General features: G+C 73.8%; 13 protein-coding genes. 8 read left to right on the top strand and 5 right to left on the bottom strand.

The annotated features are described in order from the left end of the window. The first annotated feature begins 157 nt into the window (after window positions 1–157). The gene (locus tag OG309_RS26370; protein ID WP_329424356.1) at window positions 158–1,507 is read left to right on the top strand and encodes a maltokinase N-terminal cap-like domain-containing protein; all 1,350 of its coding nucleotides are present in this window, start codon (window positions 158–160) and stop codon (window positions 1,505–1,507) included. 136 nt (window positions 1,508–1,643) lie between these two features. Beyond that, the gene (glgB, locus tag OG309_RS26365; protein WP_329424354.1) at window positions 1,644–3,890 is read left to right on the top strand and encodes a 1,4-alpha-glucan branching enzyme; all 2,247 of its coding nucleotides are present in this window, start codon (window positions 1,644–1,646) and stop codon (window positions 3,888–3,890) included. On the opposite strand, the gene OG309_RS26360 is transcribed toward glgB, so the two are convergent. After that, window positions 3,877–6,114 carry a HelD family protein gene (locus OG309_RS26360; RefSeq protein WP_329424352.1) on the bottom strand — a complete coding sequence of 746 codons (2,238 nt, stop codon included), beginning with the start codon at window positions 6,112–6,114 and terminating at the stop codon, window positions 3,877–3,879. The genes glgB and OG309_RS26360 overlap by 14 nt on opposite strands. A gap of 243 nt (window positions 6,115–6,357) precedes the next feature. On the opposite strand from OG309_RS26360, the gene OG309_RS26355 reads away from it, so the two are divergent. Then, a complete protein-coding gene (locus OG309_RS26355; RefSeq protein ID WP_329424350.1) occupies window positions 6,358–7,578 on the top strand; it encodes a glycosyltransferase in 1,221 nt (406 codons plus the stop codon). A gap of 99 nt (window positions 7,579–7,677) precedes the next feature. Here the strand turns inward: OG309_RS26355 and OG309_RS26350 are convergent, their stop codons facing one another. Genes OG309_RS26350 through OG309_RS26340 form a run of 3 tightly spaced genes read right to left on the bottom strand, consistent with a single transcriptional unit; the run spans window position 7,678 to window position 8,993 of the window. Further along, a complete protein-coding gene (locus OG309_RS26350) occupies window positions 7,678–8,025 on the bottom strand; it encodes a thioredoxin family protein (protein ID WP_329424348.1) in 348 nt (115 codons plus the stop codon). Then, window positions 8,022–8,423, bottom strand: coding sequence for a MerR family transcriptional regulator (locus OG309_RS26345; RefSeq protein WP_329424346.1), 402 nt, complete (start codon window positions 8,421–8,423; stop codon window positions 8,022–8,024). Before OG309_RS26345 ends, OG309_RS26350 begins: the two co-directional genes overlap by 4 nt. 48 nt (window positions 8,424–8,471) lie before the next feature. After that, window positions 8,472–8,993 carry an Lrp/AsnC family transcriptional regulator gene (locus tag OG309_RS26340; RefSeq protein ID WP_329424345.1) on the bottom strand — a complete coding sequence of 174 codons (522 nt, stop codon included), beginning with the start codon at window positions 8,991–8,993 and terminating at the stop codon, window positions 8,472–8,474. Window positions 8,994–9,037: 44 nt separating this feature from the next. On the opposite strand from OG309_RS26340, the gene OG309_RS26335 reads away from it, so the two are divergent. The 3 genes from OG309_RS26335 to OG309_RS26325 all read left to right on the top strand — a co-directional run bounded on the left by OG309_RS26335 (window position 9,038) and on the right by OG309_RS26325 (window position 12,392). Continuing rightward, window positions 9,038–9,940, top strand: a complete 903-nt coding sequence (locus OG309_RS26335) for an NAD-dependent epimerase/dehydratase family protein (RefSeq protein WP_329424343.1) — start codon at window positions 9,038–9,040, stop codon at window positions 9,938–9,940. Beyond that, the gene (locus OG309_RS26330; RefSeq protein ID WP_329424341.1) at window positions 9,940–10,818 is read left to right on the top strand and encodes an aldo/keto reductase; all 879 of its coding nucleotides are present in this window, start codon (window positions 9,940–9,942) and stop codon (window positions 10,816–10,818) included. Before OG309_RS26335 ends, OG309_RS26330 begins: the two co-directional genes overlap by 1 nt. A 113-nt stretch (window positions 10,819–10,931) precedes the next feature. Next, window positions 10,932–12,392 (top strand): glycoside hydrolase family 16 protein, encoded by a 1,461-nt coding sequence (locus OG309_RS26325; protein ID WP_329424339.1) that lies wholly within the window; start codon window positions 10,932–10,934, stop codon window positions 12,390–12,392. Window positions 12,393–12,520: 128 nt separating this feature from the next. Here the strand turns inward: OG309_RS26325 and OG309_RS26320 are convergent, their stop codons facing one another. After that, entirely contained in the window at window positions 12,521–13,876 is a 1,356-nt protein-coding gene (locus OG309_RS26320; RefSeq protein WP_329424338.1) for a cation:dicarboxylate symporter family transporter, read from the bottom strand. 182 nt (window positions 13,877–14,058) lie between these two features. Here OG309_RS26320 and OG309_RS26315 point away from each other — a divergent pair, with 182 nt between their 5' ends. Next, window positions 14,059–15,675 (top strand): sensor histidine kinase, encoded by a 1,617-nt coding sequence (locus OG309_RS26315; protein WP_329424336.1) that lies wholly within the window; start codon window positions 14,059–14,061, stop codon window positions 15,673–15,675. Then, complete coding sequence (locus OG309_RS26310) at window positions 15,672–16,400, top strand: response regulator (RefSeq protein ID WP_329424335.1); 729 nt, start codon at window positions 15,672–15,674, stop codon at window positions 16,398–16,400. Before OG309_RS26315 ends, OG309_RS26310 begins: the two co-directional genes overlap by 4 nt. The last annotated feature ends 35 nt before the right edge of the window (window positions 16,401–16,435 follow it).

Raw genomic sequence — 16,435 nt, 5'->3', positions numbered from 1 at the left:
TTCAGGTCCATACGGGCCTTCTTGCCGGGCCCATACGGATCTTCCCCTTCCGACACGTCCCGCACATCCGGACAGCCGAAGCCGCCATCCGGGACACTCTGCGCATTTGAACGCATACGAAAGCCAATTGCGCACCCCGGGGAAAGGACGCGATGCCATGCCGGAGACCGCATCCACCACCCGGGCCCCGGACGCCCTCCTCCCGTCACTCACGCCCCTGCTCCACGGCTGGCTGCCCCGACAGCGCTGGTTCGCGGGCAAGGGGCGCCGGGTCACCGGATTCACCCTGGACGCGGCCACCGAGCTGCTGCCGCTGGACGGCACCGGACCCGGACTCCTCCATCTGCTCGTACGGGTCGAACAGCCGGGCCGCCCGGCCGGAACGCCCGCCGACTGCTACCAGTTGCTCCTCGGCGTGCGGCCCCAGCTGCCGCCGCGCCTCGCCCCCGCCCTGATCGGACGGATCCGGCAGGGCCCGCTCGCCGGCCGGGCCGTATACGAGGGGCTGCGCGATCCGCGCCTCGCCGGGCTGCTGTACGAACGGCTGCGCTCCCCGGGCCGGATCGGCCCGCTGAGCTTCCACACCACCGCGGCGCTCCCGCCCGCGCTCGCCCCGCGCGTGCTGGACGCCGAGCAGTCCAACTCGTCGCTGGTCTTTGGAGATTCGTTCATCCTGAAGATCTTCCGGCGGGTCAGCCCCGGCGCCAACCCGGATCTGGAGCTGCCGCTGGCCCTGGCCGGCGCGGGCTGCGCGCGGGTCCCGGCGCCGGTCGCCTGGTTCGAGACGGGCGCGGCCACCCTGGGCGTGCTCCAGCCGTACCTGCGCGGCTCGCGGGACGGCTGGCGGCTGGCGCTCGACGCGCTGGCCGACGGCCGGGAGTTCACCGACGAGGCCTTCGCGCTGGGCCGGGCCACCGCGGAGGTCCACCTGGCGCTCGCCACCGCCCTGCCCACCGAGCGGCTGCACCGGGCCCAGTCGCGGCACCTCGCCGCGGCCATGGACGCCCGGCTGCACGCCGCCGCCCAGGCCGTCCCCGCGCTGATGCCGTACGTGCCCGGGCTGCGCTCCGTGTTCGCCGCGGCGGAGGACGCCCTGGGCTCGGGGCGGCTCCAGCGGATCCACGGGGACCTGCACCTGGGGCAGACCCTGCGGGGCTCCGACGGGGGCTGGGCCGTGATCGACTTCGAGGGCGAGCCCGCGAAGCCGCTGGACGAGCGGCGCAGCCCGCAGCCGCCGGTGCGGGACATCGCCGGCATGCTCCGCTCCTTCGACTACGCGGCCCGCACCCACCGCCCCTGGAACGCCGACTGGGCGGCCCGCTGCCGGGACGCCTACTGCACCGGTTACGCGGAGGCCGCCGGCACCGATCCGCGGGACGATCCGGCGCTGCTGCGGGCGTACGAGACGGACAAGGCGGTGTACGAGGTCGTCTACGAGGCCCGCCACCGGCCGGACTGGCTCCCGGTCCCGATGGCCGCCATCGAACGTCTGTCGAGCGCGACGTGACCCCGTTCGGCCGAACCGGCCGGGGCGCGGGCCTGCGGTGGAGGCGACTCGCACCGTTCGGCCGAGTTTCCCCGAGCCGGGCGGCGCCGTTGCGTCCTCGTACCCCCGTACCCCTCGCCCTCCAGGAGGCATCCCGGTGACCCCCCGTCCCGCAGGCAAGACGGCTGGCAAGACGGCAGGCAGCGCGCGGAAGGCCCCGCCGCTGGATCCCGGCGACCGGGCCCGGCTGCTCGCCGGTGAGCACCACGACCCGCACGGCGTGCTCGGCGCCCACCCGGTCAAGGGCGGGATCGTGGTGCGGGTGCTCCGCCCCTGGGCGAAGGAGGTGGCCGTGCTCCTGCCGAAGGGGCGGCGGATCGTCCTCGACGACGAGGGGGACGGGCTGTTCTCCGGGCTGGTCCCGCTGCTGCGGAAGGTGCCCGCGTACGAGCTCCGGGTGCGGTACGACGCCGACGAGCTGCCCGTCGACGACCCGTACCGCTTCCTGCCCGCCCTCGGCGAGCTCGACCTGCACCTGATCGGCGAGGGCCGGCACGAGGAGCTGTGGACGGCGCTCGGCGCCCGCGTCATGACCCACCAGGGCACGGCCGGCACCCGCTTCACCGTGTGGGCGCCGAACGCCCGCGGGGTGCGGGTCACCGGCGACTGGACGTACTGGGACGGCAGCGCGCTGCCGATGCGCTCGCTCGGCTCGTCGGGCGTGTGGGAGCTGTTCGTGCCGGGCGTCGGCGAGGGCGCGCTGTACAAGTTCGACATCGCCCGCCCGGACGGCTCGCACACGGTCCGCGCCGACCCGATGGCCCGCCGCACCGAGTGCCCGCCGAACACGGCGTCGGTGGTGACCGACGACCACCACGTGTGGGGCGACGCGGAGTGGATGGAGCGGCGCGGGGCACGCCCGCACCACGAGGCGCCGCTGTCCGTGTACGAGCTGCACCTGCCGTCCTGGCGGCCCGGGCTCACCTACCGGCAGCTGGCCGAGCAGCTGCCCGGCTACGTGCGCGACCTCGGCTTCACCCACGTCGAGTTCATGGCGGTCGCCGAGCATCCCTTCCACGGCTCCTGGGGCTACCAGGTCACCGGCTTCTACGCGCCGACGGCCCGGCTGGGCACCCCCGACGACTTCCGCTACCTGGTGGACGCCCTGCACCAGGCGGGCATCGGCGTCCTGATGGACTGGGTGCCGGCGCACTTCCCGCGGGACGACTGGGCGCTCGCGGAGTTCGACGGGCGGCCGCTGTACGAGCACGAGGACCCGCGCCGCTCGGCCCATCCCGACTGGGGGACGCTGGAGTTCGACTACGGGCGCAAGGAGGTGCGCAACTTCCTGGTCGCCAACGCCGTGTACTGGTGCGAGCGCTTCCACCTCGACGGACTGCGGGTCGACGCGGTCGCCTCGATGCTCTACCTGGACTACTCGCGCGAGCACGGCGAGTGGCTGCCGAACGAGTTCGGCGGGCGGGAGAACCTGGACGCGGTGGCGTTCCTCCAGGAGATGAACGCCACCGTGTACCGGCGCTGCCCGGGGGTCGTCACCTTCGCCGAGGAGTCCACCGCCTGGGACGGGGTGACCCGGCCGACGGACCAGGTGGGTCCGGGCGGCTTCGGCGGGCTGGGCTTCGGCCTGAAGTGGAACATGGGCTGGATGCACGACTCCCTCGGCTACGTCGGGAAGGAGCCGGTGCACCGCAAGTACCACCACCACGAGATGACCTTCTCGATGGTGTACGCGTACAGCGAGAACTACATCCTGCCGATCTCCCACGACGAGGTGGTGCACGGCAAGCGGGCGCTGGTGTCGAAGATGCCCGGCGACTGGTGGCAGCAGCGGGCCGACCACCGCGCCTACCTGGGCTTCATGTGGGCCCACCCGGGCAAGCAGCTGCTGTTCATGGGGCAGGAGTTCGCCCAGGGAGCGGAGTGGTCGGTGGACCACGGCCCCGACTGGTGGCTGCTCGACCCGTCGTACGGGGCGGAGGCCGACCACCGGGGCGTGCGGGACCTGGTGCGCGACCTGAACACGGTGTACACGGCGACGCCGGCGCTGTGGGAGCGGGACACCTCGCCCGAGGGCTTCCAGTGGGTGGTGGGCGACGCGGCCGAGGACAACGTCTTCGCCTTCCTCCGCTTCGACGCCTGCGGCTCCCCGCTGCTCGCCGTGTGCAACTTCTCCCCGGTGGTGCGGCACGACTACCGGCTCGGCGTGCCGGACACGTTCGCGGCCTGGGCGGAGGTGCTGAACACGGACGCGGCCCGCTACGGCGGCGGGGACGTGGTGGGCACCGACCCGGTGAAGACCGAGTCGGTGCCGTGGCACGGGCGTTCCGCGAGCCTGCGGACGACGCTGCCGCCGCTGGCGACGGTGTGGTTCAGGCCCGCCTGATCACGCCCATCCGCTGGGTGGCCCGGGTGAGCGCCACGTACAGGTCGTTGATGCCGTGCGTGGCGCCGTCCCGGATGCCGTCGGGGTCGACGACGAGGACGGTGTCGAACTCCAGGCCCTTGGCCTGGCGCGGGTCGAGCAGCACGACCTGCCGGGTGAGGTCGGGCTTCGGACCGTACGAGGCGTCCGGCAGGGCCGCCAGCAGCGCCGGGTGGAGGGCGACCGGGGCGATCACCGCGAGTCTGCCCTCGCCGGCCGGCTCCGCGGCGACGGCGTCGGCGGTCTCCTTGACCGGGTCCTCGACGGTCCGGTCCCAGGGCTCGACGCCCGTGGAGCGGACCGAGCGGGGCGGCTCGAACGCCGGGTCGGCGGTGCGCCGCACCTCGGCGGCGACGGCCATGATCTCGGCCGGGGTCCGGTAGTTGACGCCGAGCCGGACGAGCTCCCAGCGGTCCGCCACGTACGGCGCGAGGATCCGCTCCCAGGAGCCGACGCCGGCCGGGTCGGCGGTCTGGGCGGGGTCGCCGACCAGGGTCATGGAGCGGGTCGGGCTGCGGCGCATGAGGAGCCGCCAGGCCATCGCGGAGAGCTCCTGCGCCTCGTCGACGATGATGTGGCCGAAGGCCCAGGTGCGGTCGGCGGCGGCGCGTTCGGCGGCGCTGCGGTGGTCGGCCTCCTCGTGGCGTTCGGCGAAGCGCTCGGCGTCGATGATGTCGTGCGCGGAGAGCACCTCGGAGGCGTCCTTGTCGAGCTCCTCCTTGTCCTCGAACTCGTAGGTGCGGGAGGCGAAGGAGACGTCGAGGACGCCCTGGGCGTACTGGATCTGCTTCTGCCGCTCGGCCTCCTCGGCGGCGCGGGCGGCCGAGTCGTCCTCGCCGAGGAGTTCGGCGGCCTCGTCGAGGAGGGGGACGTCGGCGGGGGTCCAGGGGCCGTCGCCGGTGCGCCGGATCGCCTCGATGTCCGCCTCGTCCAGGTGGGTGGGCTCGGCGAGGTAGTCGGCCAGGAACTCCTGCGGGGTGAGGTCCGGCCAGAGGGTGTCGAGGGCGCTGTGCACCTCGGGGTTGGCGGCGACGCCCTTGGCGAGCAGGGCGCGGTCGTCGGGGCCGAGGAAGTTGGGGCCGCCGTAGGGGTCGGCACCGATGCGGTCGGCGAGTTGCTCGGCGAGGGCGTCGAGGATCCGGAAGACGAAGTAGGGGCGGGCGAGGTTGTGCGGGAGGAAGGTCTCGCGGGCCTTGTGGCGGGCTTCCAGGGCCATGTCCCAGTCGATGACCAGGTCGCCGTCCTCGTGCGGGACGATCAGCGGCTCCCCGCGCTCGGGGACCTGCTGGCGGTCGCGCACGGCGGCGGCGAGGGCGTCGGCCATGACGGCGGAGCCCTTGACGGTGGCGGCCTCGGGGGTGTCGGTGCCGGTGGCGCGGACGCCGGGGAAGAGCTCGCCGGGGGTGGCGAGCAGGACGCCGGTCTCGCCGAGGGAGGGCAGTACGTTGCCGATGTAGCCGAGGAAGGCGGGGTTGGGGCCGACGATGAGCACGGCCCGCTTGGCGAGCTGCTCGCGGTGGGCGTAGAGCAGGTAGGCGGCGCGGTGCAGGGCGACGGCGGTCTTGCCGGTGCCGGGGCCGCCCTCGACGACGAGGACCCCGCGGTGCGGGGAGCGGATGATGGCGTCCTGTTCGGCCTGGATGGTCTGCACGATGTCGTGCATGCGGCCGGTCCGGGCGGCGTCGAGCGCGGCGAGCAGGACCTCGTCGGCGTCGCGGCTCTCGTGCCCGGAGCGGGTGGCGTCGGCGAGGTCGAGCACCTCGTCGTGGAGCGAGACGACCTCGCGGCCGTGGGTGGTGATGTGCCGCCGGCGGCTGAGGCCCATGGGCTCGTATCCGGTGGCGAGGTAGAACGGGCGGGCGATCTCGGCGCGCCAGTCGACGACGAGGGGGGTGCGGTTCGGGTCGTCCTCGCGGATGCCGATCCGGCCGATGTGGTGGTCGCGTCCGTCCTGGAAGACGAGGCGTCCGAAGCAGAGCCCGGTCTCGCCCGCGTTGAACGCGGCGAGCAGCCCGGCCTGTTCGGCGACGAGCACGTCCCGTTCCAGCCGCGCCTGCGCGCTGCCCTCCCCCGAGGTGGCGAGCGCCCGCGCGACTCCGGCCTCGGCCCGGTCCCTCAGGTCGTCGAGTCGTGCGTAGAGCTCGGTGATGAATCGCTGCTCTTTCCGAAATTCCTCGGTTGACAATTCGACTCCCGGCGCGATACAGTGCGTTTATTGAACTTCTCCGTGTCTTTTCCATGTCCGGACACGGAATCTATTAATATACGCGAGTGGCGACCCCGGCTGTCAATTCTAGTCCGGGGCTTTTTTGTGCCCGCGTTCCTCCCCGTTCGTCCCCGCGCGTCCGTCCGCACGGCCCCGTCCCCGCGCGCCACTGCGGCAGAATCGGCCGTTCGAGCAAGATCCACTGAGGACGGGGACACGAAGATGCGTGTGGTGTTGTCGGCGTACGACTCGCGCGGGGGCGTCGAGCCGCTGGTCGGACTCGCGGTGCGGCTGCGCGGGCTCGGGGCGGAGGTGCTCGTGTGCGCGCCGCCCGACGAGGAGTTCGCGAAGCGGCTCGCCGGGGTCGGCGTCGCGATGGTGCCCACCGGAGCGTCCGTGCGGGACCTGGTGAGCGGCAAGGTCCCGCCCTCGCCGGGCGGGGTGCCGCGGCGGGCCGCCGAACTGGTGGCCGCGTTCCACGAGAACGTCTCCGCCGTCGCGGAGGGCTGCGACGTGCTCCTGGCGACGGGCCTCCTGCCGGCCGCGGCCGGCGTGCAGACCGTCGCCGAGCAGCGGGGCATCCCCTACGTGTACGCGAGCTACCAGCCGGTCAGCCTGCCGTCGCCGCACCACCCGCCGATCCCACGGCCCGGGCGCCCGCTGCCGCCGGACGTGACGGACCACGCGGCGCTGTGGGGGCGGGACGCCCAGGACGCCCAGGACGTGTTCGGCGAGGCGGTCAACGGGCACCGGGTGTCGGTCGGCCTGCCGCCGGTGGACGCGCTGCGCGACCACGTCTTCACCGACCGGCCGTGGCTGGCCTCGGACCCGGTGCTCGCCCCGTGGGTGCGGCCGGCGGAGCTCGACGTGGTGCAGACCGGCGCGTGGGTCCTGCCGGACGAACGCCCGCTCCCCGCCGAGCTGCTGGCCTTCCTGGACGCCGGCACCCCGCCCGTGTACGTGGGCTTCGGCAGCGTCCCCGTACGCGATCCGCAGGACGTCGCCCGGGCGGCCGTCGACGCGGTCCGGGCGCAGGGCCGCCGGGTGCTGCTCTCGCGCGGCTGGGCCGAACTCGCCCCGGCCGACGCGCGGGACGACTGCTTCGTGGTCGGCGAGTCCAACCACCAGGCGCTGTTCCGCCGGGTGGCGGCCGTCGTGCACCACGGCGGCGCCGGCACCACGACGACCGCCACCTGGGCGGGCGCACCGCAGGTGATCGTGGCGCAGGGCGGCGACCAGCCGTACTTCGCCGAGCGGGTCACCGCCCTGGGCATCGGCGCGGAGCACGCCGGCCCGGTCCCCGCCTTCGCGTCCCTGTCGGCGGCGCTGGGGACGGCGCTGGCTCCGGAGACCCGCGAGCGGGCCGCCGCCGTGGCCGCCGGCTTCCGCGAGGACGGGGCGGAGACGGCGGCGCGGATGCTGGTCGACGTGGCCGGCCGCTAGGCGTGTCCGGTCGTGTCGAACCGGCCGGAACGGTCCGGCACGACCGGGGAACGTGCCGAAGGGGGCGGCGCCGGGCGCCGCCCCCTTCGGCCTCCCCCGTCACGCCCTGGAGGGCTCCAGGACGTCGGCCAGCTCCTCCAGGAGGCGGCGCTTGGGGCGGGCGCCCACCATCGACTTCACGGGCTCGCCCCCGTCGAAGACCATCAGGGTCGGGGTCGCCATCACCCCGTACCTCACCGTGGTCAGCGGGTTGTGGTCCACGTCGATCTCGACGATCCGCAGCCGCTCGCCCTCCTCCGCCGCCACGGCGCCGAGCACCGGCGTCAGCTGCCGGCACGGCCCGCACCACTGCGCGGTGAACTTCACCAGGACCGGCACTCCGGCCCCCAGGACCTCGGTGTCGAAGTCCGCGTCCGTGACCTCGGCCACGCCCGTCGCGTACGTCATTGCGTCGCTCCTCCCAGTTCGCATCGCGGTTCCGGGCCGCCCGGCAGTTCCGCCTCGGCCCGCAGGAGCTGCGCGCCGACCTGGGCGCGCACCTCCGTCAGCTGCTCGATGAGCCCGTCGAGCTCGGCCAGCTTGCGCCGGTAGACGGCGAGCGACGCGGGGCACGCGTCACCCGCCGGATGCCCGGCCCGCAGGCAGTCCACGAACGGCCGGGTCTCCTCCAGGTCGAACCCGAAGTCCTGCAGGGTCCGGATCTGCCGGAGCAGCCGCAGGTCGTCCTCGTCGTAGGTGCGGTAGCCGTTGTCCGTGCGCCGCGCGGTCAGGAGGCCCCGGGACTCGTAGTAGCGCAGAGTCCGCGTGGTCGTGCCCGCCCGCTCGGCAAGCTCGCCGATTCGCATGTCCCCGAACGTACGCCTTGACGCCGACGTCAAGGCAAGCCCGGCCGGTCAGGCGCCCGGCGGCAGCAGCGGCTTCCGCTCGACCGGGGAGGACAGGACGATCGACGTGGTCGTGCGGCCCAGTGCGGAGACCTGCTCCAGGACCTCCTCCAGGTGCACGGTGTCGGTCACCGCGACCTTGAGGATCCAGCAGTCCTCGCCGACCACGTGGTGCACCTCGCGGATCTCGGGACGGGCGATGAGCTCCAGGGTGCGGGGGTGCTTGAGGGTGTAACCGCCGTGCGGGTTCACCCTGATGAAGGCCTGGATGCCGTAGCCGAGCCGGGCGGCGGCGACCTGGGCGCCGTAGCCGGTGATCGCGCCGCAGGACTCCAGGCGGCGGACCCGCTCGGTGACGGCGGCGGGGCTGAGCCGGACCCGGCGGCCGAGCTCGCTGAGCTTGATCCGGCCGTCGCTCTGGAGCAGGTCCAGGATCTGCCGGTCGATGGGGTCGAAGGCACCCGCCGTCGTTTCGACGGCGGCGGCGCGCAGATGCCGAGGTTCCTTCGGTGCGGCGGCCCGGACTCCCATGTTTCCCCCTTCAGATGCCGAGCGCACAACGTAACACTTGAGCCATGGACATTCTGATCATCGGCGGGAACCGCTATTTCGGAAAGCGGCTGACAACGCGCCTGCTGGATGCGGGACATCGGGTGACGGTGCTCAACCGCGGTTCTTCCGAGGCCCCGGAAGGAACCGTTCGACTGGTCGCCGACCGGAACGACGAGACCGCACTGGAAAAGGCCCTCGACGGGCGGTATTTCGATGTCGTCGTGGACCAGGTCTGCTACACGCCGCGCCAGGCGGAGATCGCCCGGCGGGTGTTCGCGGGGCGGACCGGACGCTATCTGATGACCTCGACGGTGGAGGTGTACGGGTACGAGGACTCCCCCGTCCCGGTCGCCGAGGACGCCCTCGACCTGGGCACGGTCACGGTCGACCCGGGACTCCCCTGGGAGGACCCGGAGTTCCTCGACGCGCACTACGGGGAGGGGAAGCGGCAGGCCGAGGCGGTGTTCGCGGGCGGCACGGCGTTCCCCTGGGCCTCGGTGCGGGTCGCGCACGTGCTGGGCGGCGCCGACGACTTCACGGGGCGGGTGGAGCACTACGCGCGGCGGATCCGGGCGGGCGAGCCGATCGCCGTGCCCACGGTGAACCGGCCCGCGACCTACGTGTACGTGGAGGAGATCGCCGCCTTTCTCGCCTGGGCCGTCGGGGCGGAATTCACCGGCCCCGTCAACGCGCATTCCCACGGGCCGCTGACCACGACCGACATCTGCGCCGCGATCGAATCCCGGGTGGGCGGCAGGACCGTTTTCCAGGAGGTAGAGGTCGGGGAGGTCTCCCCGTTCTCCTTCGCCCGCTCCTACGGGATGGACAATTCCCGGGCGGAAGCACTCGGATTCCGCTTCTCGCATTCCTCGGAATGGCTCGCGCGGGCCGTCTCGGAGACGGTGACCGCGCCGGCGGGTGCGTGATGAGGTACCGCACCCTCGGCGACGTGACCGTCGGCGCCGTCGGGCTCGGCACGATGCCCCTGTCCATCGAGGGGCACCCGGACGGATCCCGCGCCCTGGCCACCGTCCACGCGGCCCTGGACGCGGGGGTGACCCTGCTCGACACGGCCGACTCGTACCACCCGCCAGGCGGCGAACCCGGCGCCGGCGAACGGCTGGTGGCCCGCGCGCTCGCCGCGTACGGGGGCGACCGGGACGCGGTGCTCGTGGCCACCAAGGGCGGCCGGGGCCGGAGCGCCGACGGCGGCTGGACCGTCGACGGACGCCCGGAGCACCTGCGGCGGGCGGCCGAGGCCTCGGCGCGGCGGCTCGGCGCCACTCCGCTCGGCCTCTACCAGCTGCACAAGCCGGACCCGGCCGTCCCCTACGCCGAATCACTCGGTGCGATGAGGGAGTTGCTCGACGCGGGGACGATCCGGCTGGCGGGGGTCTCCAACGTGAACGGCGGGCAGATCCGGCTGGCCCGGGAGATCCTGGGCGAGCGCCTGGTGTCGGTGCAGAACCGGTACTCGCCGGCCGTCCGGGACGCCGAGGCCGAGCTGCGGCTCTGCGCGGAGCTGGGCCTGGCCTTCCTGCCGTGGAGCCCGCTCGGCGGCATCTCCCGCAGCTCCCTCGACGGCCCCTCCGCGCAGGAGGAGGACCCGGAGTCCGGAGCCTTCCACCGGGTGGCACGGGCCCGCGGGGTGAGCCCCCAGCGGGTGGCGCTGGCCTGGCTGCTGGCCCGCCCGGGGAACGTGCTGCCGATCCCCGGCGCCAGCCGCCCGGAGTCGGCGCGCGACTCGGCCCTGGCCGCCGAACTGGTCTTGACAGAAGCAGAGTTGGCCGAGCTGGGGGTTTGAGAGGCGAAGGCGCCGGACCCATTGACGGGGCCGGTGCCTTCACCTAGAAAAGCATCCTGAGAGCGCTCTCACCACCCCGCAGGCCCCCACGCCCCCCACCGGAGGTGCTCCCCTTGAGCCGCGCCAGACGCACCCCTCTGCTCGCCTCGCTCCTCGCCGCCGCCCTCGCCGGCGGCGCCCTGCTCGGACTCGGCGGCGCCGGCACGGCCAGCGGCGCCGTGCCGCCCGCCCCCGGCTGGACGCTCCAGTGGAGCGACGACTTCGACGGCCCCGACCGCGCGCTGCCCGACGCGGGCCGCTGGCAGATCGACACCGGGCACAACTACCCCGGAGGCCCCGCGAACTGGGGGACGGGCGAGATCCAGGAGTACACGGCGAGCCCCGACAACGTACGGCTCGACGGCACCGGCAACCTGCGCATCACCCCGCTCAAGGACGGCGCGGGCAACTGGACCTCGGGCCGGATCGAGACCAGGCGGGCCGACTTCAAGGCCCCGGCCGGCGGCACCCTGCGCATCGAGGGCCGCGTTCAGATGCCGAACGTGACCGGTGAGGCCGCCCTCGGCTACTGGCCGGCCTTCTGGGCGCTCGGCGCGCCGTACCGCGGCAACTACTGGAACTGGCCCGCCATCGGCGAGTTCGACATCATGGAGAACGTCAACGGCCTCGACTCCGTGTGGGGGGTGCTGCACTGCGGGGTGAACCCGGGCGGCCCCTGCGGCGAGACCACGGGCATCGGCGCCAGCCGCGCCTGCCCCGGGTCGACCTGCCAGTCCGGCTTCCACACGTACCGCTTCGAGTGGGACCGCTCCGCCTCCTCGGGCGAGCTGCGCTGGTACGTGGACGGACAGCTCTTCCACAGCGTGAACGAGACCCGGGTCGGCGCCACCGCCTGGGCCGACATGACGAGCCACGCCGGCTACTTCGTCCTGCTCAACCTGGCGGTCGGCGGGGCGTTCCCGGACGCGCTGGCGGGGCGGACCCCGACGGCCGCGACCGTGCCCGGGCGGCCGATGCTGGTCGACTACGTGGCCGTGTGGACCAAGGGCGGCACCACGACCACACCGCCGACCACACCGCCGCCGACCACGCCGCCGCCCTCGGGCTCCTCGGAGCTGTACCTGCGCGGCGACGGCGGTGCCGGGGACGCGCAGGGGTCGGCCGGGACGGTCACCCTCGCCTCGGCGGGCGGGGCCAACCACGACGGGACGCCCGTCGGCCCGCAGGTCTTCACCTCGGGCCCGCTGACCCGCACGTACGACGGCGGCGCGACCCGCTTCGACCTCCTCGTGGACGCGGGCGCCGTGGTCGCCAACGGACAGCAGGTGCGGGTGAGTTACGACCGCACCGGCGACGGGAGCTGGGACCGGGTGGAGACTTACCGCTACTTCGCCACCGACCCGGTGCCCGGCGACGAGCACTACACGGAGGCGGCCGGCCTGCGGTCCGCCACCGGCACGCTCGGGAACCTGGTGAACGGGCGGGTCAAGGTCGAGGTGTGGAACGCGATCGGCAACGGGCCCAGCACCCTGGGCACGGGGAACCGGTCGGTGGTCCGCATCCCCTTCGGATGAGGCCCGCGGCCCGCACCGAGGGCTGACCCGCCACCCTGCGCACGCACGGAACGACCCCGGCCGGGGGAACGGCCGGGGTCGATCCGCTTCCGGTGCCCGGATCCGGCTCAAGGCCCGGGACCCGGAGCTCAGACGCCCGCGCGGGCGCGCTCCTCGCCCTCGTCGGACCGCTGGTCCGGCACGGGCGCCGGGCCGTGGCCGTCGTCGACCAGGGTCGTCTCGTCGAACGGGGCCTTGCCGGCCAGCACCTCGGCGACCCGGGCCTTGTCGATCTCCTTGGTCCAGGTGCCGACGAGGACGGTGGCGACGGCGTTGCCCGCGAAGTTGGTGAGGGCGCGGGCCTCGCTCATGAAGCGGTCGATGCCGACGATCAGGCCGACCCCGTCGACCAGGTCGGGGCGGTGCGACTGGAGGCCGCCGGCGAGGGTCGCGAGACCGGCGCCGGTGACGCCCGCCGCGCCCTTCGAGGCGATGATCATGAAGACGAGGAGGGAGATCTGTTCGCCCACCGAGAGCGGGTTGCCCATCGCCTCGGCGACGAAGAGCGAGGACATCGTCAGGTAGATCGCCGTGCCGTCGAGGTTGAAGGAGTAGCCGGTCGGGACGGTGATGCCGACCACCGGCTTGCTGACGCCCAGGTGTTCCATCTTCGCGATGAGCCGCGGCAGCGCGGACTCGGACGAGGAGGTGGACAGGATCAGCAGGAACTCGCGGCCGAGGTACTTGAGCAGGGCGAAGACGTTCACCCCGGCGACCAGCCGCAGCAGCGTCCCGAGCACCACGAAGACGAAGAGCGCGCAGGTCACGTAGAAGCCGATCATGATCACGGCGAGCGACTTCAGCGCGTCCATGCCGGTCGCGCCGACCACGGCGGCGATGGCGCCGAAGGCGCCGACCGGGGCGGCCCACATGATCATGGCGAGGATCCGGAAGACCAGCCGCTGGACGTGCCCGATGCCGCGCAGCACCGGCTCGCCGGCCGCGCCCATGGCCTGCAGCGCGAAGCCCGCGAGCAGGGCGACCAGCAGGGTCTGCAGCACCTCGCCCTCGGTGAAGGCGGAGACCATCGTGGTGGGGATGATCCCGAGGAGGAAGTCGGCGGTGCCCTCGCTCGCCCCCGCGGCCTGCTTGGCGCCCGCCTCGGCGAGGTCCTTGGTGAGGTGCAGGCCGGAGCCGGGCTCCAGGAGGTTGCCGACGAGCAGGCCGATGGCGAGGGCCACGGTCGACATCACCAGGAAGTAGCCGAGGGCGAGCCCGCCGACGGCGCCGACCTTGGCGGCCTTGCGGACCGAACCGACGCCGAGCACGATCGTGCAGAAGATGATCGGCGAGATCATCATCTTGATCAGGCTGACGAAGCCCGTGCCGAGCGGCTTCAGCTCGACGGCGACGCCGGGCGCCAGGAAGCCCACGCCGATGCCGAGCAGGACGGCGCCGATGACGGCCAGATACAGATAGTGGGTGCGGTCCCGTCGTGCGGCCACGGGCTCCTCCTCGTACGCAGGGATCGTCCACGTCCCGGTGGACCCCGCGACTATCCATCAGCCCTGTGACCGGGGTCACGCTTGCGTGCGTTTCGTTCACGACCGGAAGGCGGCACGTCTCGGTCGCGGCACGATTCGGACCGGCGGTTCGGGGTCGCGAATCGGCCAGGCACACTTGCCGCATGCGTCTCCCCCTCCCCCGGCCGCGCAGCCTGGCCGGCCAGCTCTTCGCGATGCAGGTCGTGCTGGTGGCCGCCGTCGTCGCGGGCTGCGCCGTCTTCGCGTACGTGACGGACCGCGGCCAGGCCGAGGAGACCGCGCGCCGCCAGTCGCAGGCGACCGCCTCGGCCGTGGCCGACTCCCCCTCGGTGGTGGCGGCGGCCCGCTCGGCGGATCCGAGCGCGCTGCTCCAGCCGTACGCGGAGTCGTTGCGGCGGCACGCGGGCGTCACCTTCGTGGTGATCATGGCGCCGGACGGCACCCGCTGGACCCACCCGGAACCGGAGCAGATCGGGCGCACGTACCTCGGGCACATCGACCGGGCCGTGCACGGGGAGACCTTCTCCGAGACGCACATGGGCGTGCTCGGCCCCTCGGTGCGCACGGTCGCCCCGGTCTTCGACCACGGCCGGGTGGTGGCCCTGGTCAGCGCCGGCATCACCATCGAGAAGATCAGCGAGCAGGTCCGCGAGCAGGTCACCGCGCTGCTCGGGATGGCCGGCGCGGCCCTGGCCCTCGGCGGCGCCGGCACGTACGTGATCAACGCCCGGCTCCGGCGGCACACCAAGGGCCTGAACGCGACCCAGCTGAGCCGGCTGCACGACTACCACGAGGCCGCGCTGCACGCCGTGCGCGAGGGCCTGGTGATGCTGGACGGGCAGCGGCGGATCGCGCTGATCAACGACGGGGCGCGGGAGCTGCTCGGGCTCGGACCGGACGCCGTCGGCCGCTCGGCCGCCGAGCTCGGGCTCCCGGCGCCGCTCACCGGGGCGCTGCTCTCCTCGGAGCCGCGGGTGGACGAGCTGCACCTGACGGACGAGCGGGTGCTCGTCGTCAACACCCGCCCGGTCGTGGGCGGGGAGCGCAGGGGCACCGTGGTCACCCTGCGGGACCGCACCGAACTACAGGCACTGTCAGGCGAGTTGGACTCGGAGCGCGGGTTCACGGAGGCGCTGCGCTCACAGGCCCACGAGGCCGCGAACCGGCTGCACACCGTGGTCTCGCTGATCGAGCTCGGCCGGGTCGAGGAGGCGGTCGGCTTCGCCACGGCCGAGCTGGAGCTGGCCCAGGCGCTGACCGACCGGGTGGTGAGCGCGGTCGGCGAACCCGTCCTCGCGGCGCTGCTGCTCGGCAAGGCGGCGCAGGCCAACGAGCGGGGCGTGGAGCTGGTCCTGACCGAGGCGAGCCGGATCGACGACGGGGTGCTGCCGGAGTCGCTGCCCTCCCGCGACCTGGTGACGATCCTCGGCAACCTCGTCGACAACGCGGTCGAGGCGGCGGGCGGGACCCCGTCCGCCCGGGTGACGGTGACGGCGCTCGCCGAGGACGGCGAACTGCTGCTCCAGGTCGGCGACTCGGGGCCCGGGGTGCGCCCGGCGGACCGCGCGGCCGTCCTGGACCGCGGCTGGTCCACCCGCGGCCCGGGCCGGGGGCTCGGCCTCGCGCTGGTGCACCAGGCCGTCACGCGCGCGTCCGGCTCCCTGACGCTGTCCGAATCCCCGCTGGGCGGCGCGGAGTTCACCGCCCGCATGCCGTTGCGAGCCGCCGTGCGGACCGGCGCCGTGGAGGTGGGCGCATGAGCACCGCCGCTACGGGCATCAGAGTGCTGGTCGTCGAGGACGACCCGGTCGCCGCGGACGCGCACGCGCTGTACGCGGGGCGGGTGGCGGGCTTCACCGTGGTCGGCGTGGCCCACTCGCGGGCCGCGGCCGTGCGGCTCCTCGACCGGGTGCCGGTGGACCTCATCCTGCTCGACCTCTACCTGCCGGACGGGCACGGGCTGCAGCTGCTGCGGGCGCTGCGCGCGGCCGGGCACGCGGCGGACGTGATCGCCGTGACCTCGGCGCGCGACCTCGCGATCGTCCGCGAGGGCGTGTCGCTCGGGGTCGTCCAGTACGTCCTCAAGCCGTTCACCTTCGCCACCCTGCGCGACCGGCTGGCCCGCTACGCCGAGTTCCGGGCGTCGGCCGGCGAGGCCTCGGGCCAGGACGAGGTGGACCGGGCGCTCGCGACCCTGCGCACCCCACAGCCCGCCTCGCTGCCGAAGGGGCTGAGCGCACCGACCCTGGAGGCGGTGACGCGGAGCCTGCGGGGCGCGGCGGAGGGGCTGACGGCGGCGGAGGCGGGCGCGGCCGTGGGCATCTCCCGCATCACCGCCCGCCGCTACCTGGAACACCTGGTGACCGAGGGCCGGGCGGCCCGGGCCCCGCAGTACGGCCAGATCGGGCGGCCGGAGCTGCAGTACCGGTGGCTCAGCGCGGCGGGCGGGGCAGGCGGTCCGGGTGGGAGCGGGCGGGCCTGGTGACCCGCCACACGCTCCCCGGCGGCGGCCTCCGCCGG

The sequence above is a fragment of the Streptomyces sp. NBC_01268 genome (assembly GCF_036240795.1).
GTDB lineage: Bacteria > Actinomycetota > Actinomycetes > Streptomycetales > Streptomycetaceae > Streptomyces.
This window is presented reverse-complemented; position numbering and strand designations above follow the sequence as displayed.